Origin of the sequence: Streptomyces sp. NPDC029044, from assembly GCF_040637495.1 — a bacterium.
Classification (GTDB): domain Bacteria; phylum Actinomycetota; class Actinomycetes; order Streptomycetales; family Streptomycetaceae; genus Streptomyces.
Window position 1 is genome coordinate 76,604 of sequence record NZ_JBEZWN010000005.1, and the last position, 20,749, is coordinate 97,352.

The following is a 20,749-nucleotide window of genomic DNA, read 5'->3' on the forward strand; positions in this document are numbered from 1 at the left end:
CCACCCGGGACTCGCAGCCCACCCGGGACTCGCAGCCCACCCGGGACTCGCAGCCCACCCGGGACTCGCAGCCCACCCGGGACTCGCAGCCCACCCGGGACTCGCAGCCCACCCCGGACTCGCAGCCCACCCCGGACTCGCGACCCGCCCCACCCCGGGCCGAGCGTGCCGTCGGGGCCATCGAGACCGTCTTCCGTATGGAGTCGCCCCGGATCATCGCCGGGGTCACCCGCATCGTCCGGGACGTCGGCATCGCGGAGGAACTCGCGCAGGACGCGCTGGTCGCGGCGCTGGAGCAGTGGCCGCGGGACGGGGTGCCGGACAATCCGGGCGCATGGCTCATGACCACCGCCCGTCACCGCGCCGTCGACCTGGTCCGGCGCCGGGAGAACTACGCCCGCAAGCTGGCGGAGATCGGCCGGGCCCTGCCCGACGCGGCGGCCCCGCCCAAGGAGCCCGCCGATCCCGACGACATCGACGACGACCTGCTCCGCCTGGTCTTCACGGCCTGCCACCCGGTCCTGTCCACCGAGGCCCGCACCGCCCTGACCCTGCGCCTGCTCGGCGGTCTCACCACGGCCGAGATCGCCCGCGCGTTCCTCGTCCCGGAGCCGACGGTCGCGCAGCGCATCGTCCGCGCCAAACGCACCCTGGCGACTAGGAACGTCGCCTTCGAGGTGCCCCACGGCCCCGACCGCGAGGCCCGCCTCGGCTCGGTCCTCGACGTCATCTACCTGATCTTCAACGAGGGGTACGCCGCCACCGCCGGCGACGACTGGCTCCGCCCGTCCCTGTGCGAGGACGCCCTGCGCCTGGCCCGGGTGCTCACGGCCCTCATGCCGAAGGAACCCGAAGTGCACGGCCTCACCGCGCTCCTGGAGCTCCAGGCGTCCCGTACGGCGGCCCGCACGGGCCCCTCCGGCGAGCCGGTCCTGCTGCGGGACCAGAACCGCTCGCGCTGGAACCGCATGCTCATCGCCCGCGGTTTCGCCGCACTGGGCCGGGCCGAGGCCACCTCCGGCGGTGCCCCGGGCCCGTACCTGCTCCAGGCGGCCATCGCCGCCTGCCACGCGCACGCGTACACCTACGAGGAGACCGACTGGTCCCGCATCGCCACCCTCTACGGCCTCCTGGCCGCCCGCTCCCCGTCGCCGGTCGTGGAGCTGAACCGCGCGGTGGCCGTCTCGATGTCGCGGGGCCCGGCCGAGGCCCTCGCCCTCGTCGACGCCCTGGCCGGCGACCCCGCCCTGCGCGACTACCACCTGCTGCCCAGCGTCCGCGGCGACCTGCTCGCCCGCCTGGACCGTCCGGCCGAGGCCCGCGCCGAGTTCGAACGGGCGGCGTCCCTGACCCGCAACGAACGGGAACGGGAGCTGCTGCTCGGGCGGGCGGCGGAGCAGTCCTAGCCAGTGCCCCAACAGGCAACGTTCGCCCCGTCGCGACGCCCGGCACGCGCCCTCGCCGCACCGGCCGAAAGCTCAAGTACGTCCAGTACGAGGGCTTCCGGCCGGCACGCCGAGAGCACGCACCGGACGCCGCTCCTTGAGGGGCAGACGTTGCCTGCCGGGGCATTAGGCCCGGGCCGGGTGCCCGATGAGCATCGCGGGCGCCCCCGCCACCCGGGTCAGGAACACCGTCGCCGCGTGCGGGCCCTGCGGCTTGACCTTCCGGCGCAGCTCCTCCGGCTCGACCGCCGAGCCCCGCTTCTTCACGGTCAGCGTGCCGACCCGCCGCTCCCGCAGCAGCGCCTTCAGCTTCTTGACGTTGAAGGGCAGGTGGTCGGTGATCTCGTAGGCCGTGGCGTACGGGGTCGGGTGCAGGGTGTCCGCCGTGACGTACGCGATGGTCGCGTCGAGCAGCCCGCCGCCGACCCGGTCGGCCACCTCGGCGACCAGGTGGGCTCGGATGACGGCGCCGTCGGGCTCGTAGAGGTAGCGCCCCGGCCGGCGGACCGCGGGGTCGGGCAGACCGCGGGAGAGCAGGGTGCGGGGCCCCGGCAGCAGGGTCGCGCGGACCGCTCCCGGCTCGGTGCCGAACCACAGCACCGCCTCCTTGACGTCCCCGCCGTCGGAGATCCACTCGGCCTCGGCGTCCTCGGGGACCGCCTCGTGCGGGATGCCGGGGGCGATCTTCAGCGCGGCGGCACGAGGGGCCCGGCGGGCGGCGGACACGGCCCAGGACAGGGGCGGTGAGTAGGCCTCGGGGTCGAAGATCCGGCCGCGGCCGCCGCGCCGGGCGGGGTCGACGAACACGGCGTCGAAACCGGCCGTGTCCACCTCCGTGACGTCCGCCTCGCGGACCTCGACGAGGCCGGTCAGTCCCAGCGCGTCGGCGTTCGCCCGGGCCGCCGCGGCCGTCTGCGGGTCGCGGTCCACGGCCAGCACCCGGATCCCGGCGCGGGCCAGCGCGATCGCGTCGCCGCCGATGCCGCAGCACAGGTCGGCGACCGAGGTGATGCCCAGGTCGGCCATGCGCCGGGCCCGGTAGGCCGCCACGCTCGCCCGGGTCGACTGCTCGACCCCGTTCGGCGTGAAGAACATCCGGCTCGCGTCCTCGGCCCCGAACTTCACCGCCGCCCGCTGCCGCAGCCGCGCCTGCCCGAGCGCCGCCGACACCAGCTCGGCGGGGTGCTCGCGGCGCAGCCGGGTCGCGACGGCCAGCTCCTGCGCGGGGTCGGTGTCCCGCACCTCGTCGAGGAGGGCGCGGCCTTCGGGGGTGAGGAGGGGGGCGAGGTCGTTCACCGGATCATTGTCGGCCACGGCGGCGGGCCGCAGCCGTGTGGGCCAGTCGGTGGATGGTCGGGCACCGGCCGCGGTGTCGGGCCGGGACCGGCGGGAGGGGCTGCGAGGATCCGGCACCATGCGAGCAGTCGTACAAAATGACAAAAGCCGGGCAGGGGGGCGTGTGCCCGCACGCGTACGGATCGGCCTCGCCGTGCTCGTGCTCGCCGCCATCGCCTCCGGCTGCGCGCAGGGAGGCGGCGGCGACCAGGTCACCCCGGCCGGCGGCCAGCAGCCCCTCGACGCGCCCCCGGCCCGTGCGCTCGACTCCTACGCCGGCAAACTGCGCGCCGCGCACGCCGCCCGGGCCGCTGCCGCGCACCGCTGGGACCTGCGCAGGACCCCACTCGCCGCCCCGCAGCCCCCGGCGAAGAAGCCGAGGATCAGGACCCGCAAGGGCTTCGAGGTGAACGGCCACCGGAGGTCGAACCTCCCGCCCGTCTTCACCACGGTCCCCACCCGGGACAAGGTCGTCTTCCTCACCATCGACGACGGCGCAGAGAAGGACCGGGCGTTCCTGCGGATGATGAGCGACCTGGACGTCCCGTACACCGCATTCCTCAGCGGCTACCTGGTCAAGGACGACACCCGGTACTTCCGGAAGATGCAGTCCAGGGGCGTGGTCCTGAACAACCACACCCTCCACCACCCCAACCTGCGGGGGCTGTCCTACCGGGCGCAGAAGCGCGAGATCTGCGGCATGCAGCGCTACCTGGAGAAGCGGTTCGGCAAACGTCCCGACCTCTTCCGCCCGCCCTTCGGCAGCTACGACCGGGCGACCCTGCGCGCCGCCAAGGCCTGCGGCATCGCGTACGTGCCCCTGTGGAACCAGGAGGTCTTCGCCGACCACTGGGAGTACCGCGAAGGCGACCGCAAGCTGCGCCCGGGGGACATCGTCCTCACACACTTCCGGGGCCCCGGACAGTGGAAGGGCACGATGGCCGACATGGTCCGCCGCTTCCTGGACAAGGTCACGGCTCAGGGATACGCGGTGGGACGGCTGGAGGACTACCTGTGAGGCGGCCGGCCGCCGCCGTGCTGTGCGCGGCCCTGCTGGCCGGCTGCGCCGGGGTGGCGGGGGAACGGCCGGGCCCCGCCGACGGCCGCGCGCAGGACCCGGCACGCGCGGCGGCCGACAGCCGCCGCCTGCCCCCCGTCGTGGATCACGTCCCCACCCGCGCCCCGGTCGTCTTCCTCACCTACGACGACGGCGCCGAACGCGACCCCCGCTTCGTCGGCCTCGTCCGCGAACGGCGGCTCCCGGTCAGCCTGTTCCTCACGGACAGCGTCGTGGGACCCGGCTACGGCCACTTCGCCCGGCTGCGCGCGGTCGGCGCCTCCATCCAGAACCACACCCTCGACCACCCCGCCCTGCGCGGCCTGCCCTACGCCGGGCAGCGCGCCGAGATCTGCGGCCAGCAGCACAAGCTCCGCTCCCGCTTCGGCATCAGCCCCCGCCTCTTCCGTCCGCCTTACGGCACCTACGACACGACGACCCTGCGCGCGGCCGCCGACTGCGGCATCACGGCCGTCGTCCTGTGGCGGGCGTCCCTGGACGGCCACGGCGAACTGACCTACACCCGGGGCGAGCCCGCCCTGCGCGCCGGAGACATCGTCTCGGTGCCGTCCGGCGGGACCGGGTCCCTGACCCTCACGGAACGGACCGAGCGGCTGCTGCGGGAGATCGGGGACCGGGGGCTGCGGGTGGGTCGGCTGGAGGACCACCTGGAGGACCGTCCGGAGGGCCGCCCGCAGAAAGCACCCGGCCGACGCGCCGTCGGCAATTAGCAGTCCGCTTGACCGAGTGCTAATCGCAGTCATAGTCTCGGCTCTGGCACTCCCCCTAGGAGAGTGCCAACACAGCGACGGGCAGGTCCGGCACCCGCGACGACGGATCCACCTGGTCGCCACCTCAGACAGTTAACCCCGTGAGATCTCCGAAGGGGGAGGTCGGATCGTGACGACCACCAGCTCCAAGGTTGCCATCAAGCCGCTCGAGGACCGCATCGTGGTCCAGCCGCTCGACGCCGAGCAGACCACCGCCTCTGGCCTGGTCATCCCGGACACCGCCAAGGAGAAGCCCCAGGAGGGCGTCGTCCTGGCCGTGGGCCCGGGCCGCTTCGAGGACGGCAACCGTCTTCCGCTCGACGTCTCCGTCGGCGACGTCGTGCTCTACAGCAAGTACGGCGGCACCGAGGTGAAGTACAACGGCGAGGAGTACCTCGTCCTCTCGGCCCGCGACGTGCTCGCGATCGTCGAGAAGTAATTCACCCCAAGCACATTGCTTTGAACTGCGCCCCTGGCCCCCGCGATCACTGAGAAGCCGGGCGCCCGGGGCGCAGTGCCGTATATCCCAGATTCCGGAAGAGGGCTCACGCTCCCATGGCGAAGATCCTGAAGTTCGACGAGGACGCCCGTCGCGCCCTCGAGCGCGGCGTCAACAAGCTTGCCGACACGGTCAAGGTGACGATCGGCCCCAAGGGCCGCAACGTCGTCATCGACAAGAAGTTCGGCGCTCCCACCATCACCAACGACGGTGTGACCATCGCCCGTGAGGTCGAGGTCGAGGACCCGTACGAGAACCTCGGTGCCCAGCTGGTCAAGGAGGTGGCGACCAAGACCAACGACATCGCGGGTGACGGTACGACCACCGCGACCGTGCTCGCCCAGGCGCTCGTGCGCGAGGGCCTGAAGAACGTCGCCGCCGGTGCCTCCCCGGCCGCCCTGAAGAAGGGCATCGACGCCGCCGTCGCCGCCGTTTCCGAGGACCTGCTCGCCACGGCCCGCCCGATCGACGAGAAGTCCGACATCGCCGCCGTCGCCGCCCTGTCCGCCCAGGACCAGCAGGTCGGCGAGCTCATCGCCGAGGCGATGGACAAGGTCGGCAAGGACGGTGTCATCACCGTCGAGGAGTCCAACACCTTCGGTCTTGAGCTGGACTTCACCGAGGGCATGGCCTTCGACAAGGGCTACCTGTCGCCGTACTTCGTGACGGACCAGGAGCGCATGGAAGCCGTCCTGGACGACCCGTACATCCTCATCACGCAGGGCAAGATCTCCGCCATCGCGGACCTCCTGCCGCTGCTGGAGAAGGTCATCCAGTCCAACGCCTCCAAGCCGCTGCTGATCATCGCCGAGGACGTCGAGGGCGAAGCCCTCTCCACCCTCGTCGTGAACAAGATCCGCGGCACCTTCAACGCCGTCGCCGTCAAGGCCCCCGGCTTCGGCGACCGCCGCAAGGCGATGCTGCAGGACCTCGCGGTCCTCACCGGCGCCACGGTCGTCTCCGAGGAGGTCGGCCTCAAGCTCGACCAGGTCGGTCTCGACGTCCTCGGCTCCGCCCGCCGCATCACCGTCACCAAGGACGACACCACGGTCGTCGACGGCGCCGGCAACAAGGACGACGTGCAGGGCCGCGTCGCCCAGATCAAGGCCGAGATCGAGTCCACCGACTCCGACTGGGACCGCGAGAAGCTCCAGGAGCGCCTCGCGAAGCTGGCCGGCGGCGTGTGCGTCATCCGCGTGGGTGCCGCCACCGAGGTCGAGCTCAAGGAGCGCAAGCACCGTCTGGAGGACGCCATCTCCGCGACCCGCGCCGCGGTCGAGGAGGGCATCGTCTCCGGTGGTGGCTCCGCGCTCGTCCACGCCGTCAAGGTCCTGGAGGGCAACCTCGGCAAGACCGGCGACGAGGCCACGGGTGTCGCGGTCGTCCGCAAGGCCGCCGTCGAGCCGCTGCGCTGGATCGCCGAGAACGCCGGCCTGGAGGGCTACGTCATCACCTCCAAGGTCGCCGAGCTCGACAAGGGCCAGGGCTTCAACGCCGCCACCGGCGAGTACGGCGACCTGGTCAAGGCCGGCGTCATCGACCCGGTGAAGGTCACCCGCTCCGCCCTGGAGAACGCCGCCTCCATCGCCTCCCTCCTCCTCACGACCGAGACCCTGGTCGTCGAGAAGAAGGAAGAAGAGGAGCCGGCCGCCGCGGGCCACGGCCACGGCCACGCCCACTGAGGCATGACGGCTGAGGGCTGACGACATCGGCCCGCCCGAGCCCGAGCGAAGGCCCGGCACCCCGGAAACGGGGCTGCCGGGCCTTCGCCGTGTGCCGTCCTGCGCCGGTCAGGGAACCGGCGCACCGGTCGGCGACCTCCTACAGACCGGAGCAGAAGGGGGTGGCGATGAGCCAGGCGCTCTACGAGGAACGGTCCAGGAATCCCCTGGCGCGCACCGCGGAACTCACCGAGGACCGGCTGCGCAGGGGCGGCCGGACCACACCGCTGGAGGAGCTGAACCTCGCAGCCATGGCCGAGGCGTATCTGCGGGGACGCTGGCTCGGCGGCGGCGGCACCGAACGCCCCCTGGAGTCGCTGGCGCAGGGCCCGGGCGTCGTCCCGGTCACCCGCGTGACCGGCACCACCACGCCCCTGAAGGTGCGCCGGACCGCCGACTTCGCCCACGCGCTCGGCGAACTGGCCGTGCGCAGGTGCGGCGGGGCAGACCAGGTGGCCGCACTGGCCACGCGGGCCCAGGCGGAGGGCGTGCCCCTGTGGATCGCACGACGGTACGCACCGGGTCCCGCCGGGCCGGTCGCGGTCGCCGTGGACCGGCGCCTGGTCCGCGTGGACGTCTGGGGCCCGCACGCCCCCGCCGTACGCCTGTGGGCACCGTACGGCTACCGCCCCGACGCCGCCGACCGGGCAGGTGGCCTGGTCATGGCCGTCGGGGACGTCACCGCACGGCTCGAACTCCGCAAGAGGATGCGCAAGTCCAAGAGCAGCGTCGAGATCCGCCTGCCCGACCGGCAGTGGACACTGCGCCGCGAGAACGCCGAGAGCTCATGGCTGCTGCGCGACGACCGGCACGTCGCGCTGCTGACCCGCCCCTCACGCCGGCCCGGCCCTCCGTCCGGCTCGGTGCTGCTGCCGCTGGCCGACGTGCGCTACGAGAGCCCCGACCCCCTGGACGCCGTGATGGCTCACGCGGTCGCGGTCTCCTTCGGCCTCGGCGACACCACGGGCCTGGCCAGGTTCCGCGCCGTGAACCCCCGCCGGAACACGGGCGACGACATCTGGGAGCGCCCCTGGTTCAGCAACCTCGGCAGGGACCGTGACGACAACGAACCCGGCGGCGGCGACGGCTGGGGCAGCGACGGCGGGGACGGCGGCGACGGGGGCGGAGGCGGCAGTGACGGCGGCGGTGGGGACGGGGGAGGCGGAGGCGGAGGCGACTAGTGCCGCATCAGCCAAGGTTCGCCCCGTCGCGACGCCCGGCACGCACTCTCGCCGCACCGGCCGAAAGCCCGAGTACGTCCAGTACGAGGGCTTCCGGCCGGCACACCGAGAGCACGCACCGGACGCCGCTCCTCAACGGGCAAACCTTGGCTGACGCGGCACTAGAGGGGCGGCGGGTCGGTTGCCCCAAGGGGCGTCGCGGCGTCAGAGCTCCGTGGGTTCCAGCGCCCCGAGCTGCTGCATCAGCCCCAGCCGGTCGTACTGCCACCAGCCCTCGGCGATCTTCCCGTCCGACGTGCAGCGGTGCACGGTCGTCCCCGTCATGGTGACCTCCTGCCCGGTCGGCGGGATCCCGAGGAAGTCGCCCGTGTGACGCCCGTGGAAGGTCCACCGGGTGCACACCCGGTCGCCCTGCGCCATCTGGTCCTCGACGGTGAACGAGAACTCGAACCCGCCCCGCCACACCTCCACCTCGCGCCGGAGTGCGTCCAGCCCGATGACGTCCTGCACATTGGCGGGATCGTGGTCGTGGTAATCCTCGATGAACACGTCGTTGAACGGCGGCGCGTCCCCCTGGCCCGGCGCGAGCTCGAAGAACCTGCGCGCGGTGGCCGCGTACAGCTGCTCGTCCCGCACCACGTCCAGGTCCGTGAAGGTCGGCGTCTCATCACAGAGCGCCACCATGTCCTGGAAGATCCGGTCGGTCTCCGGCAGCCCCGAGTTCCGCATCGCCTCTTCGTACGACGGGAACTCCACGATCTCCACGATGTGCGACGCGTCGGCACGATCCTTCGCCACCACACTGTGCGACGCGGTCCGCTTGCCCTTGGTCTGCTCGACCCACCGGTCCATCAGCCGGTTCATCTCGTCGAGCCGGCTGGTCCTGCATTCGATGAGCTGTACGAAGGTCATGGCCTCGCCTCCGGCCCCCCTGGGTCCGGCTGAACAGCTTCATTGTCCCAAGAGGCCGGCCCGGGTGCCTCCCGGTCCGGGAGGAGGAGCCTGCCGGGCCGGCCGCGTGCGCCTACTGCGGCCCGTACTTGCGGCCCGTCCTGGAGGAGACGGCCCCGAGCATCCCCCGCGGCACCAGCTTCGCCGCGCCCATCAGCGCTTTGTACCGCGGGTCCGGGATGGACAGCGTCTTGCCGCGCGCCAGATCGTGCAGCGCCGCCGCCACCAGCTTGTCCGCGTCGAGCCACATCCAGCCGGGGATGTTGTCGGTGCCCATCCCCGCCCGGTCGTGGAACTCGGTGCGCACGAAGCCCGGGCAGAGCGCCATCAGCCGTACGCCGCTGCCGGCCAGATCGCGCGCCGCGCCCTGCGTGAACTGCACGACCCAGGCCTTGGAGGCGCCGTAGGTGCCGCGGGGCACGAAGGCCGCCACCGAGGCGACGTTGACCACGCCGCCCCGGCCGCGCTCGCGCATGGCCTCGGTCGCCGCCGACGTCAGCCGCAGCACCGCCTCGCAGTGCACCTTCAGCATCCGCAGCTCGTCGGCCATGGAGACGTCGAGATAGCGGCCCTTGTTGCCGAACCCGGCGTTGTTGATCAGCAGATCGACGGGGTTCTTGCGGTCGCCGAGGCGCCCGGCCACCGCCTCGATCCCCTTGTCCTCGGCCAGGTCGGCCGTCAGCACCTCCGCCTCGATGCCGTGCCGGTCGTGCAGCTCGGTCGCCTGCTCCCGAAGCCGCTTGGTGTCCCGGGCCACCAGCACCAGGTTGTGCCCGTCCGCCGCCAGTCGCCGCGCGAACGCGGCCCCGATGCCTGCCGTCGATCCCGTAATCAGAGCCGTTGTCATGGCAGAAGGTTAGTGACCCGGACTGAGTGCATCCGCTTCCCCGTGGGGCCGTCCGTGGTGAAGGGTCCGTGGAGACAGGCGTGGTGAGCGGCCATCAGGCCCCGTACTTCTCCTCGTACTCCCGCGCCATCCTCAGTACCTCCGGGTGCAGCGCCTCGCCCGCCGCCCGCAGTCGCGGCAGCAGCGTCCGCTCCGTCGTCACCGCCCGGAACTGAAGGGCCACCGTCACGTCGTGGCCGGGCCGGTGCACGATCTCGACGGCATCGCCCGCGCGGACCTCCCCGGGCACGATCACCCGCAGGTACGCCCCCGGCGCACCCCGCCGCGTGAACCGCTTGACCCAGCCCTTCTCGCCCAGGTGGCCCTGGAACGTACGGCACGGGATCCGCCCTGAGGTGACCTCCAGCACGACCTCGGGCCCCACCCGCCAGCGCTCGCCGATCAGGGCACCGGACACATCCAGGCCACGGGTCGTGAGGTTCTCGCCGAACGCGCCGTCGGCCAGCGTCCGGCCCAGCTCGCGCTCCCACTCGTCCAGGTCCTCACGGGCCATGGCGTACACCGCCTGGTCGTCGCCGCCGTGGTGCTCCAGCTTGCACACCGCGTCCCCGGCCAGCCCGCTTCCGCCGACGCCCTTGGGCCCGGGCGCGGAGACCCGCACCGGCCCGTCGACCGGCCGCTTGTCGATCCCGGTCACGCCCTCCGCGTTGTCGGTGTACGGCACGGCCTCGGCGCGGCCCAGATTCACTGACAGAAGCCTCATGCCCGCACGGTAGGCGACCGGCCCCCAAAGCGTCGACGCCTCTTCGGCAGCGGAATCAAAGGGTGACTTATCCTCGAAGGGTGATCGAAGCTCGTCATCTCCGCGTCCTGCGCGCCGTCGCGACCACCGGCTCCTTCTCTGCCGCCGGCCGCGAGCTGGGTTGCACGCAGCCCGCCGTCAGCCAGCAGATGAAGGCCCTGGAAACCTCGGTCGGCACGCCGCTGCTGATCCGCACCGGACGGGAGATGCGCCTGACCCAGGCCGGCGAGGCCCTGGTGCGGCACGCCGCCGGCATCCTCGCCGGGCTCACGGCCGCCGAGGAGGAGGTCGCCGCCATCGCCGGACTGCGCGCGGGCCGGGTCCGGCTCGTCTCCTTCCCCAGCGGCAGCTCCACCCTCGTCCCCACGGCCCTCGCCGCGCTGCGCGAGGCGCACCCGGGCACCCGCGTCTCCCTGGAGGAGGCCGAGCCGCCCGCCTCCGTCGGGCTCCTGCGCGAGGGCGACTGCGACGTGGCGCTCGCGTTCCGCTACGAGGGGGCGGCGGGCGCGGAGGAGTGGGACGACCTCGTCGTACGGCCGCTGCTGTCGGACCGGCTCGTCGCACTCGTGCCGGAGCGGCACCGGCTCGCGGGCGCGGAGTCCGTCGCCATCGGCGAGCTCACCGAGGAGCCCTGGATCGCGGGCTGCCCGCGCTGCCGCGGACAGCTGGTCGAGGTGTGCGCGGCGGCCGGCTTCACCCCGCGCATCGACTTCGCGACCGACGACTACCCGGCCGTCGTCGGCCTCGTCGGCGCCGGCCTGGGCGTGGCCGTCCTGCCCCAGCTGGCCGTCGAGTCCGTACGGCCCCGGGGTGTGCGCACCGTTCGCCTCGAACCGGCGGTGCGCCGGGAGATCGTCGCGCTCACCCTGCCCGACCTCGCACAGGTCCCGGCCGTGGCGGCGACGCTCGACCAACTGGCCCGGGCCGCTCGCCGCTAGCGCAGGCCTCGCGTCCCAAAAACCAACGGCACGCGTGCGCGTGCCCGTTCGCAGAAACGTTCCTTCAGTTGTTCGAGGCGGTGTGCCCGCCCGGTGCCGACGCCGACACCAGCCGGTTGCGCGCCCGCCCCATCAGCTCTTCGCGCTCGTCCTCGGTCAGCCCGCCCCACACGCCGTACGGCTCACGCACCGCCAGGGCGTGGGCGGCGCACTCGGCGCGTACCGGGCACCTCATGCAGACCTCTTTGGCCGAGTTCTCACGAGCGCTCCTCGCCGCACCGCGCTCACCCTCCGGATGGAAGAAGAGCGAGCTGTCCACGCCGCGACAGGCAGCCAGCAGCTGCCAGTCCCACAGGTCCGCGTTCGGTCCGGGAAGGCGGGAGAAATCTGCCATTACGTGACCCCTTGTAGCCGTTCTGGGCGGATCCGGTGTCTACGACCGTACAACTACGATCTAAGGAGATGAAAATATGACTCATTGCGAATCTAGCTCCAGACACTGGCAAAGAGGAAGAAATGGGTCTGAATGGGGCATAGGTTGTGATGAAAGTTCGAGGGTCTGCTGTGCATATCTGCACCGTGTCCGCCCCCTCACGTAGAGTGCCGAAGACGGCAGCTGCCCCCGTAACTCTTTCGAGTGACCGTCGTTGAGAGTGCGAGGCGGTTGAAGGAACAAGCGCTCGGGCAGGCGTCCGAGGCGGTCGACCGCACAGGTGACGATTTCGTACCAGCCTGGAGGCTCAAGGTGACGCGCATCAGCTGCGGAGGGCGGTCATGACATCCGTCCTCGTCTGCGACGACTCCCCGCTTGCCCGAGAGGCGCTCCGTCGTGCGGTCGCGACCGTGCCCGGCGTAGAGCGCGTGACGACGGCGGCCAACGGCGAGGAAGTCCTCCGCCGCTGGGGGGCCGACCGCTCGGACCTGATTCTGATGGACGTACGCATGCCCGGACTGGGCGGCGTCGAGACGGTCCGGCGGCTGCTGTCCGCCGACCCCGGTGCGCGCATCATCATGCTCACCGTCGCCGAGGACCTGGACGGCGTGGCCCTCGCGGTCGCCGCCGGTGCCCGCGGCTATCTGCACAAGGACGCCTCCCGCGCGGAACTGCGCGCGACGGTGACCCAGGCCCTGGCCGACCCGACCTGGCGGCTCGCCCCGCGCCGGCTGCGCTCGGCCGAGATGGGCGCGGCGCCCACGCTCACGGCGCGTGAGATCCAGGTCCTCGAAGGCATGAGCCACGGCCGCTCCAACGCGGAGATCGGCCGCGAGCTGTTCCTCTCCGAGGACACCGTCAAGACACACGCCCGGCGCCTGTTCAAGAAGCTCGGCGCCTCGGACCGGGCCCACGCCGTGGCGCTCGGTTTCCGGTGGGGTCTGGTGCGCTAGGGCCTGTCGTTCGGATCACGCCCGCCCTGCGGTCCGGGCCGGTTCCGACGCGCGGCCTCCGGTCGGGACCGGAGGGCGGCGGCACCCGGATGCCCCCGCGCGAGCCGGACCCGCGGGGACCGAAGCCGGCGCCCGGTGGCGGCGCCGTCAGGGATCTGCCCCGGCCCGGGCGGGGTCGGGAGCCCGCGAGGGCGCAGGCGAGGACCCCCCTCCCCGGGATGATTCGAACGGCAGGTTCCAGCGGTCCTGCTGAGGGCACGGAATGCCAGGTGGGCGCGGGTGGGCCGGGGGTTCGCCGGATGCCCGCTGCTCGTTTCGCCGCGGATGCCGCATCCTTGAGGGTGTGGAGTTCCTCGGGGACGAGTCGGTCGAGCGGAAGGGGAGGGCGCAGCGGATGAGTGCCGGCGCACCTGCTCATAACGCTTCGGTGCACAACAACGGGAGCGGTGCCGCGGAGCCGGCGGCCGCAAGGCACCATGGACCGATGCGCGACGACGAGGCGGCCCATGCCCAGGGCGCGATCGGTGCGCTCGTCCACCGCGCCGTCGACGGGGACGAGCAGGCGACGCACGACCTGCTCGCCCATGTCCACCCCCTGGCCCTGCGCTACTGCCGCACCCGTCTGTCCCGTCTCCCGGGCGACGCGCGGCACTTCGTGGAGGACCTCGCGCAGGAGGTCTGCGTCGCGGTGCTCCTCGCATTGCCCCGCTACCGGGACACCGGCCGCCCCTTCGAGGCGTTCGTCTTCGCCATCGCCGCGCACAAGGTCGCCGACCTCCAGCGTGCGGCGATGCGCCACCCCGGCTCGACGGCCGTCCCCTCCGACGAGATGCCCGAGCGCCCGGACGACTCCCTCGGCCCCGAGGAGCGCGCGCTGCTCAGCAGCGACGCGGAATGGGCCAAGAAGCTCCTGGCCAACCTCCCCGAGAACCAGCGGGAGCTGCTGCTGCTGCGGATCGCGGTGGGGCTGACGGCCGAGGAGACCGGCCAGATGTTGGGAATGTCACCCGGGGCGGTCCGAGTGGCGCAGCACAGGGCGCTGAGCCGGCTGCGGGCACTGGCCGAGCAGTAGCCCTGCTTGAAGAACCGCTCAGTTGAACAGGCGGTGCGCCGCTTCCGTACGAACATACGAAGCGCGCAGCCAGGCGGAACCGTGGAATGAGACAGCCCCGCTTCCCGTTAGCATGGACATCCGCACCGATCAAGGCCATTTGGGGAAGGTGTCATGACTGCCAACGTCGACGGAGTGCCCGGTAAATTCGCGACACTCGGGCTGACCTACGACGACGTGCTGCTGCTGCCGGGCGCATCCGAAGTGCTCCCCAACGCGGTCGACACCTCGTCCCGCATCTCCCGCAACGTCCGGGTCAACATCCCGCTGCTCTCCGCGGCGATGGACAAGGTGACCGAGTCCCGCATGGCGATCGCGATGGCCCGCCAGGGCGGCGTCGGCGTGCTGCACCGCAACCTCTCCGTCGAGGACCAGGTCAACCAGGTCGACCTGGTGAAGCGCTCCGAGTCCGGCATGGTCACCGACCCGATCACGGTGCACCCCGACGCCACGCTGGCCGAGGCTGACGCCCTGTGCGCCAAGTTCCGCATCAGCGGCGTCCCGGTCACCGACGGCAACAAGAAGCTGCTCGGCATCGTCACCAACCGCGACATGGCCTTCGAGACCGACCGCACGCGTCAGGTGCGCGAGGTCATGACGCCGATGCCGCTGGTCACCGGCAAGGTCGGCATCTCCGGCGCCGACGCCATGGAGCTGCTGCGCCGCCACAAGATCGAGAAGCTTCCGCTGGTCGACGACGCGGGCATCCTCAAGGGCCTGATCACGGTCAAGGACTTCGTCAAGGCCGAGCAGTACCCCAACGCGGCCAAGGACTCCGAGGGCCGGCTGCTCGTCGGCGCGGCCGTCGGAGCCAGCCCCGAGGCCCTGGAGCGTGCCCAGGCGCTCGCCGGTGCCGGTGTGGACTTTTTGGTCGTCGACACCTCGCACGGCCACAACAGCAACGCCCTCAGCTGGATGGCGAAGATCAAGTCGAGCGTCGGTGTCGACGTGATCGGCGGCAACGTCGCCACGCGTGACGGCGCCCAGGCGCTGATCGACGCCGGTGTCGACGGCATCAAGGTGGGTGTGGGCCCCGGCTCGATCTGCACCACCCGGGTGGTCGCCGGTATCGGCGTCCCGCAGGTCACCGCCATCTACGAGGCGTCCCTCGCGGCCCGGCCGGCGGGCATCCCGCTGATCGGCGACGGCGGCCTGCAGTACTCCGGCGACATCGGCAAGGCCCTCGCCGCCGGCGCCGACACCGTGATGCTGGGCAGCCTCCTCGCCGGCTGTGAGGAGTCCCCGGGCGAGCTCCAGTTCATCAACGGCAAGCAGTTCAAGTCGTACCGCGGCATGGGCTCGCTCGGCGCGATGCAGTCCCGCGGCCAGGCGAAGTCGTACTCCAAGGACCGCTACTTCCAGGCCGAGGTCGGCTCCGACGACAAGCTCGTGCCCGAGGGCATCGAGGGCCAGGTGCCCTACCGCGGCCCGCTGGCCAACGTCCTGCACCAGCTCGTCGGCGGTCTGCGCCAGACGATGGGCTACGTGGGCGCCGCCTCCATCGACGAGATGGAGACCAAGGGCCGCTTCGTCCGCATCACGTCGGCCGGCCTCAAGGAGAGCCACCCGCACGACATCCAGATGACGGTCGAGGCGCCGAACTACAGCCGCAGCAAGTAGCGGCCCGGCCTTCCGAGGGCGGCTCCGGGGCATCCGGGGCCGCCCTCGCTGTGCCCGTCGGCGATACTGGAAGACGCTGCAACGCATCAGGGAAAGGCCACAGACGTGACTGAGATCGAGATCGGGCGCGGCAAGCGCGGCCGCCGGGCGTACGCCTTCGACGACATCGCCGTCGTCCCCAGCCGCCGTACGCGGGACCCGAAGGAGGTCTCGATCGCCTGGCAGATCGACGCCTACCGCTTCGAGCTGCCCTTCCTGGCCGCCCCCATGGACTCGGTCGTCTCCCCGGCCACCGCGATCCGTATCGGCGAGCTCGGCGGCCTCGGCGTGCTGAACCTCGAAGGCCTGTGGACGCGCTACGAGGACCCGCAGCCGCTGCTCGACGAGATCACCGGTCTGGACGCGGAGACCGCGACCCGCCGTCTTCAGGAGATCTACGCGGCCCCCATCAAGGAGGAGCTGATCGGGCAGCGCATCAAGGAGGTGCGCGACTCCGGCGTCGTCACCGCCGCCGCGCTCTCCCCGCAGCGCACCGCCCAGTTCTCCAAGGCCGTCGTCGACGCGGGCGTGGACATCTTCGTCATCCGCGGTACGACGGTCTCGGCGGAGCACGTCTCCGGCGCGCACGAGCCGCTCAACCTGAAGCAGTTCATCTACGAGCTGGACGTCCCGGTGATCGTCGGCGGCTGCGCCACGTACACGGCGGCCCTGCACCTGATGCGCACCGGCGCGGCCGGTGTGCTGGTCGGCTTCGGCGGCGGCGCGGCGCACACCACGCGCAACGTGCTCGGCATCCAGGTCCCCATGGCGACGGCGGTCGCCGACGTGGCCGCGGCACGCCGTGACTACATGGACGAGTCGGGCGGCCGGTACGTGCACGTGATCGCGGACGGCGGCGTCGGCTGGTCCGGCGACCTGCCCAAGGCGATCGCCTGCGGCGCGGACTCGGTGATGATGGGCTCCCCGCTGGCCCGTGCGACCGACGGCCCGGGCAAGGGCCACCACTGGGGCATGGAGGCCGTGAACGAGGAGCTGCCGCGCGGCAAGAAGGTCGCCCTCGGCACGGTGGGCACCCTGGAGGAGATCCTCACGGGCCCGTCCCACACCCCCGACGGTTCGATGAACCTCTTCGGCGCCCTGCGCCGCGCCATGTCCACGACCGGCTACAGCGAGCTCAAGGAGTTCCAGCGGGTCGAGGTCACGGTGGCGGACTCACAGCACCGGCGGTAGTCCGTTCCGGCTGAGAAGGGCCTGGTCACTCGGGGGAGTGGCTGGGCCCTTCTGCATGCCCAAGTGGCTGTGACGGGGCGCGTGTTGCCGTTGGGGGGCGCACGGGTGCCTTCGGGCCGTTCTGACCCGGGGAGGGCGGTTTCGAGGGGCTAGTGTCCGTGATCGGCGCCCCGGTTCTTCTGGGAGCCCCCTTCCAAGGACACGGTCCGGACCCCGCCCTCGGGGCCCGGCCCGATTCCGACGTGCCGTCCACCGGGTCACTGGGCGGCGTCGTGGAAGGGGGCGCCCATGGGACGCCACCGCAAGCCCACCCGCTGGGACCGACTCCGTCTTCGGACGGTGCAGTGCCGGAGGAGGTGGATCTTGCGCATTTTCGGATGGTGAGCGGCCGCCCCCAGAAGAAGTAGGGGCGGACACTCCGTGATCCATCCAGGAGCCTGCCGCAGTACCCCCTGCGGTGGGCTCCACCTTGTTTCGGATGGTGAGCGGCCGCCCCCACGAAACCTAGGGGCGGACACTCTGTGATCCATCCAGGAGCCTGCCGCAGTGGCCACTGCGGTGGGCTCCACCTGTGTCCGTAAGGTACCCGCGCAGCGTGCCGCATGCCACCAGTCGCCTGGGCTCACGCACCCCGCGCGCCCCCCTTCACAACCGATGCGCCGCCCCCATGGGCGCCGCCCCTCTCGTGTCCAGCAGCAGCTGGGCCTTCACCGACAGGCCCTGGAGGTCGTACGTGCGGTGCTGCTGGAGGAGGATGGTCAGGTCCGCGTCGGCGGCTGCCTCGTAGAGGGAGTCCGCGCGGGGGACCGGGTGGTCGAGGACGCTCCAGGACGGGACGTAGGGGTCGTGGTAGCTGACCGTCGCGCCCAGTTCGCGCAGGCGCAGGGCGATCTCGCGGGCCGGGGTGCCCTGGAGGTCGGCGAGGTCGGGCTTGTACGTGACGCCGAGGAGGAGCACGCGGGCGCCCCGGGCCGACTTGCCGTGTTCGTTGAGGAGGGCGGCGGCGCGCTGGACGACGTAGCCCGGCATGCGGTTGTTGACCTCCTGGGCCAGTTCGACCATGCGCAGGCCGCGGCCGCCGCCGGCGGTCATGTCCTGGGGGACGGAGTGGCCGCCGACGCCGGGGCCCGGGCGGAAGGCCTGGAAGCCGAACGGCTTGGTCTCGGCGCAGCGGACGACGTCCCAGAGGTCGACGCCCAGGTCGTTGCAGAGCACGGCCATCTCGTTGACGAGGGCGATGTTCACGTGCCGGTAGTTGGTCTCCAGCAGCTGCACGGTCTCCGCCTCGCGCAGTCCACGCGCGCGTACCACCTTGTCCGTCAGCCGTCCGTAGAAGGCGGCAGCCGACTCGGTGCAGGCCGGGGTGAGGCCGCCGATGACCTTGGGGGTGCTCGCGGGCGTGACGTCGCGGTTGCCGGGGTCGGCGCGGCTGGGGGAGTACGCGAGGTGGAAGTCGCGGCCCGCGCGCAGACCCGAGCCCTCTTCCAGGAGCGGACGCAGGAATCCCTCCGTCGTCCCCGGGTACACAGGGGACTCCAGGATCACCGTGGTGTGCGGGCGCAGACGGGCGGCCAGGGTGCGGGCGGCCGCCTCCAGCTGGCTCAGGTCGAGCCCGCCGTCCGCGCCCCGCGGGGTCGGCGCGCAGACGACCGCGGTGCGCACCCGGCCGAGCTCGGCCGGGTCGGTGGTCGGCCGGAAGCCCCCCGAGAGCATCCGGCGCAGTTCGGCGGGGCTGAGCGAGCCCGCCTCGGGTCCGGTCCGGTAGCCGATGGTGGGGATGCCGGCGGCGACGGCGGCCTGGGCCAGGGGCAGGCCGTACGGGCCGAGTCCGATGACGGCGAGATCTGCGGGCATGGCGGCCGTCCTTCCCGATAGCCGAAGTGGGACAGGTGCGCAAGCCCTGTGGACAGGACGGGCGAGCGCAATGTCAGACTAGGAGTAAATATGACCGATATGCGGGATTGCCCGGCCGAGTTTCGGTGAGTGTTCCGTGAGCGTTGTCCACAGGCAGCGGGCCCGTGGTGGCTGTAGCCGGGCAACACGGTCAGAATCTGGGCAGGGGGATACGGACGGGGCCTCGCCCGACGGGTGTGGCCGGCACGACCGATGAGCGGGAGGCAGCGGTGAGGACAGCGACACTCGGACCGGCGCAGCGCGCCGAGTCACTCGCATCCATGGCCGAGCGAGAGCTGGACGTGCTGGTGGTGGGTGCAGGCGTGGTCGGTGCGGGCACCGCGCTCGACGCCGTGACGCGGGGTTTGTCCACCGGTCTGGTCGAGGCGCGCGACTGGGCGTCCGGCACCTCCAGCCGGTCCAGCAAGCTCATCCACGGCGGCCTGCGCTACCTGGAGATGCTCGACTTCGCCCTCGTCCGCGAAGCCCTCAAGGAACGCGGCCTGCTGCTGGAGCGGCTCGCTCCGCACCTGGTGAAGCCCGTGCCGTTCCTCTATCCGTTGCAGCACAAAGGGTGGGAGCGGCTGTACGCCGGGTCGGGCGTCGCCATGTACGACGCCATGTCCATGGCGCGCGGGCACGGCCGGGGCCTGCCGATGCACCGTCACCTGACGCGCTCTCACGCCCTGCGCGTGGCCCCCTGCTTGAAGAAGGACGCCCTGGTCGGGGCGTTGCAGTACTACGACGCGCAGATGGACGACGCCCGGTACGTGACGAACCTGGTGCGTACGGCGGTGGCCTACGGTGCCAAGGCCGCCAACCGCGCACGCGTGACGGGCTTCCTGCGCGAGGGCGAGCGGGTCGTCGGAGCGAAGGTGCAGGACGTCGAAGGGGGCGGGGAGTACGAGATCCGCGCCAAGCAGGTCGTCAACGCCACCGGCGTGTGGACGGACGACACCCAGGCCATGGTCGGGGAGCGCGGCCAGTTCCACGTCCGGGCGTCCAAGGGCATCCACCTGGTCGTGCCGCGCGACCGGATCCACTCCACGACCGGGCTGATCCTGCGCACGGAGAAGTCGGTGCTGTTCGTCATCCCCTGGGGCCGGCACTGGATCGTCGGCACCACGGACACCGACTGGGACCTCGACAAGGCCCACCCGGCCGCGTCCAGCGCGGACATCGACTACCTGCTGGAACACGTGAACTCGGTGCTCTCGGTGCCGCTCACGAGGGACGACGTCCAGGGCGTGTACGCGGGCCTGCGGCCGCTGCTCGCCGGTGAGTCGGACGCCACCAGCAAGCTGTCGCGTGAGCACACCGTCGCGCATCCGGTGCCCGGTCTTGTCGTCGTGGCGGGCGGCAAGTACACGACCTACCGGGTCATGGCCAAGGACGCGGTGGACGCGGCGGTGCACGGGCTCGACATGCGCGTCGCCGAGTGCGTCACCGAGGACGTGCCGCTGCTGGGCGCCGAGGGCTACCGGGCCCTGTGGAACGCGCGGGCGCGGATCGCCGCCCGGACGGGGCTCCACGTGGTGCGGGTCGAGCACCTCCTGAACCGCTACGGGACGATGACCGAGGAGCTTCTCGCGCTCATCGCGGAGGACCCGTCGCTGGGCGAGCCCCTGGCGGCGGCCGACGACTATCTGCGTGCCGAGATCGTGTACGCGGCCTCCCACGAGGGGGCGCGGCATCTGGACGACGTGCTGACGCGGCGCACGCGCATCTCGATCGAGACCTTCGACCGGGGCGCCCGCAGCGCCCGCGACGCCGCCGAGCTGATGGCGCCCGTGCTCGGCTGGGACAAGGACCAGATCGAGCGCGAGGTCGAGCACTACCAGAAGCGGGTGGAGGCCGAGCGGGAGTCGCAGCGGCAGCCCGACGACCTGACGGCGGACGCGGCGCGGCTGGGGGCGCCGGACATCGTGCCGCTGTAGGTCCCTGTTCCGGGAGCGCGCGGCGC

General features: G+C 71.9%; 18 protein-coding genes. 12 read left to right on the forward strand and 6 right to left on the reverse strand.

The window, feature by feature from the left end; genetic code table 11:
• Positions 1-197: 197 nt before the first annotated feature.
• Positions 198-1,406 (forward strand): DUF6596 domain-containing protein, encoded by a 1,209-nt coding sequence (locus AB0E85_RS06690; RefSeq protein WP_361923692.1) that lies wholly within the window; start codon positions 198-200, stop codon positions 1,404-1,406.
• A gap of 165 nt (positions 1,407-1,571) precedes the next feature.
• On the opposite strand, the gene AB0E85_RS06695 is transcribed toward AB0E85_RS06690, so the two are convergent.
• On the reverse strand, positions 1,572-2,741 hold the full coding sequence (locus AB0E85_RS06695; protein WP_361923253.1) for a methyltransferase domain-containing protein: 1,170 nt from the start codon (positions 2,739-2,741) through the stop codon (positions 1,572-1,574).
• A 118-nt stretch (positions 2,742-2,859) separates the two neighbouring features.
• Here AB0E85_RS06695 and AB0E85_RS06700 point away from each other — a divergent pair, with 118 nt between their 5' ends.
• The 5 genes from AB0E85_RS06700 (at position 2,860) to AB0E85_RS06720 (ending at position 8,008) form a co-directional block, all read left to right on the forward strand.
• A complete protein-coding gene (locus AB0E85_RS06700) occupies positions 2,860-3,798 on the forward strand; it encodes a polysaccharide deacetylase family protein (RefSeq protein ID WP_361923256.1) in 939 nt (312 codons plus the stop codon).
• Positions 3,799-3,830: 32 nt separating this feature from the next.
• Positions 3,831-4,568: a polysaccharide deacetylase family protein gene (locus AB0E85_RS06705; RefSeq protein ID WP_361923694.1), complete on the forward strand. Its 738-nt coding sequence runs from the start codon at positions 3,831-3,833 to the stop codon at positions 4,566-4,568.
• 169 nt (positions 4,569-4,737) lie between these two features.
• Positions 4,738-5,046, forward strand: a complete 309-nt coding sequence (groES, locus tag AB0E85_RS06710) for a co-chaperone GroES (RefSeq protein WP_003974211.1) — start codon at positions 4,738-4,740, stop codon at positions 5,044-5,046.
• Between the two features lie 116 nt (positions 5,047-5,162).
• Positions 5,163-6,788: a chaperonin GroEL gene (groL, locus tag AB0E85_RS06715; RefSeq protein WP_352101315.1), complete on the forward strand. Its 1,626-nt coding sequence runs from the start codon at positions 5,163-5,165 to the stop codon at positions 6,786-6,788.
• Between the two features lie 167 nt (positions 6,789-6,955).
• Positions 6,956-8,008 (forward strand): hypothetical protein, encoded by a 1,053-nt coding sequence (locus tag AB0E85_RS06720; protein WP_361923261.1) that lies wholly within the window; start codon positions 6,956-6,958, stop codon positions 8,006-8,008.
• A gap of 204 nt (positions 8,009-8,212) precedes the next feature.
• Here AB0E85_RS06720 and AB0E85_RS06725 read toward each other — a convergent pair whose 3' ends face one another.
• The 3 genes from AB0E85_RS06725 to AB0E85_RS06735 all read right to left on the reverse strand — a co-directional run bounded on the left by AB0E85_RS06725 (position 8,213) and on the right by AB0E85_RS06735 (position 10,569).
• The gene (locus AB0E85_RS06725; RefSeq protein WP_361923264.1) at positions 8,213-8,920 is read right to left on the reverse strand and encodes an ester cyclase; all 708 of its coding nucleotides are present in this window, start codon (positions 8,918-8,920) and stop codon (positions 8,213-8,215) included.
• 112 nt (positions 8,921-9,032) lie between these two features.
• Positions 9,033-9,806 carry an SDR family oxidoreductase gene (locus tag AB0E85_RS06730; protein ID WP_031110298.1) on the reverse strand — a complete coding sequence of 258 codons (774 nt, stop codon included), beginning with the start codon at positions 9,804-9,806 and terminating at the stop codon, positions 9,033-9,035.
• Between the two features lie 94 nt (positions 9,807-9,900).
• On the reverse strand, positions 9,901-10,569 hold the full coding sequence (locus AB0E85_RS06735; protein WP_361923268.1) for an MOSC domain-containing protein: 669 nt from the start codon (positions 10,567-10,569) through the stop codon (positions 9,901-9,903).
• A gap of 80 nt (positions 10,570-10,649) precedes the next feature.
• Between AB0E85_RS06735 and AB0E85_RS06740 the strand changes: the two genes are divergently transcribed.
• The gene (locus AB0E85_RS06740; protein WP_033311558.1) at positions 10,650-11,546 is read left to right on the forward strand and encodes a LysR family transcriptional regulator; all 897 of its coding nucleotides are present in this window, start codon (positions 10,650-10,652) and stop codon (positions 11,544-11,546) included.
• Positions 11,547-11,610: 64 nt separating this feature from the next.
• Here AB0E85_RS06740 and AB0E85_RS06745 read toward each other — a convergent pair whose 3' ends face one another.
• On the reverse strand, positions 11,611-11,940 hold the full coding sequence (locus AB0E85_RS06745) for a WhiB family transcriptional regulator (RefSeq protein WP_351626887.1): 330 nt from the start codon (positions 11,938-11,940) through the stop codon (positions 11,611-11,613).
• A 380-nt stretch (positions 11,941-12,320) separates the two neighbouring features.
• Here AB0E85_RS06745 and AB0E85_RS06750 point away from each other — a divergent pair, with 380 nt between their 5' ends.
• The 4 genes from AB0E85_RS06750 (at position 12,321) to AB0E85_RS06765 (ending at position 16,893) form a co-directional block, all read left to right on the forward strand.
• Entirely contained in the window at positions 12,321-12,932 is a 612-nt protein-coding gene (locus AB0E85_RS06750; RefSeq protein ID WP_003948568.1) for a response regulator transcription factor, read from the forward strand.
• 484 nt (positions 12,933-13,416) lie between these two features.
• On the forward strand, positions 13,417-14,004 hold the full coding sequence (locus tag AB0E85_RS06755; RefSeq protein WP_033311556.1) for a sigma-70 family RNA polymerase sigma factor: 588 nt from the start codon (positions 13,417-13,419) through the stop codon (positions 14,002-14,004).
• Positions 14,005-14,157: 153 nt separating this feature from the next.
• The gene (guaB, locus tag AB0E85_RS06760) at positions 14,158-15,663 is read left to right on the forward strand and encodes an IMP dehydrogenase (protein ID WP_361923273.1); all 1,506 of its coding nucleotides are present in this window, start codon (positions 14,158-14,160) and stop codon (positions 15,661-15,663) included.
• A gap of 105 nt (positions 15,664-15,768) precedes the next feature.
• Positions 15,769-16,893: a GuaB3 family IMP dehydrogenase-related protein gene (locus AB0E85_RS06765; RefSeq protein WP_033311552.1), complete on the forward strand. Its 1,125-nt coding sequence runs from the start codon at positions 15,769-15,771 to the stop codon at positions 16,891-16,893.
• Positions 16,894-17,538: 645 nt separating this feature from the next.
• Here AB0E85_RS06765 and AB0E85_RS06770 read toward each other — a convergent pair.
• The gene (locus AB0E85_RS06770) at positions 17,539-18,747 is read right to left on the reverse strand and encodes a nucleotide sugar dehydrogenase (RefSeq protein ID WP_361923277.1); all 1,209 of its coding nucleotides are present in this window, start codon (positions 18,745-18,747) and stop codon (positions 17,539-17,541) included.
• A 269-nt stretch (positions 18,748-19,016) separates the two neighbouring features.
• Between AB0E85_RS06770 and AB0E85_RS06775 the strand changes: the two genes are divergently transcribed.
• A complete protein-coding gene (locus AB0E85_RS06775) occupies positions 19,017-20,723 on the forward strand; it encodes a glycerol-3-phosphate dehydrogenase/oxidase (RefSeq protein ID WP_361923280.1) in 1,707 nt (568 codons plus the stop codon).
• Positions 20,724-20,749: the final 26 nt, after the last annotated feature.

Bases quoted from the DNA above. Each gene is read 5' to 3' on its own strand.
- AB0E85_RS06690 (WP_361923692.1), top strand. From the start codon at position 198: ATGGAGTCGCCCCGGATCATCGCCGGGGTCACCCGCATCGTCCGGGAC.
- AB0E85_RS06700 (WP_361923256.1), top strand. From the start codon at position 2,860: ATGCGAGCAGTCGTACAAAATGACAAAAGCCGGGCAGGGGGGCGTGTG.
- groL (WP_352101315.1), top strand. From the start codon at position 5,163: ATGGCGAAGATCCTGAAGTTCGACGAGGACGCCCGTCGCGCCCTCGAG.
- AB0E85_RS06720 (WP_361923261.1), top strand. From the start codon at position 6,956: ATGAGCCAGGCGCTCTACGAGGAACGGTCCAGGAATCCCCTGGCGCGC.
- AB0E85_RS06725 (WP_361923264.1), bottom strand. From the start codon at position 8,920: ATGACCTTCGTACAGCTCATCGAATGCAGGACCAGCCGGCTCGACGAG.
- AB0E85_RS06730 (WP_031110298.1), bottom strand. From the start codon at position 9,806: ATGACAACGGCTCTGATTACGGGATCGACGGCAGGCATCGGGGCCGCG.
- AB0E85_RS06735 (WP_361923268.1), bottom strand. From the start codon at position 10,569: ATGAGGCTTCTGTCAGTGAATCTGGGCCGCGCCGAGGCCGTGCCGTAC.
- AB0E85_RS06745 (WP_351626887.1), bottom strand. From the start codon at position 11,940: ATGGCAGATTTCTCCCGCCTTCCCGGACCGAACGCGGACCTGTGGGAC.
- AB0E85_RS06750 (WP_003948568.1), top strand. From the start codon at position 12,321: ATGACATCCGTCCTCGTCTGCGACGACTCCCCGCTTGCCCGAGAGGCG.
- AB0E85_RS06755 (WP_033311556.1), top strand. From the start codon at position 13,417: ATGCGCGACGACGAGGCGGCCCATGCCCAGGGCGCGATCGGTGCGCTC.
- guaB (WP_361923273.1), top strand. From the start codon at position 14,158: ATGACTGCCAACGTCGACGGAGTGCCCGGTAAATTCGCGACACTCGGG.
- AB0E85_RS06770 (WP_361923277.1), bottom strand. From the start codon at position 18,747: ATGCCCGCAGATCTCGCCGTCATCGGACTCGGCCCGTACGGCCTGCCC.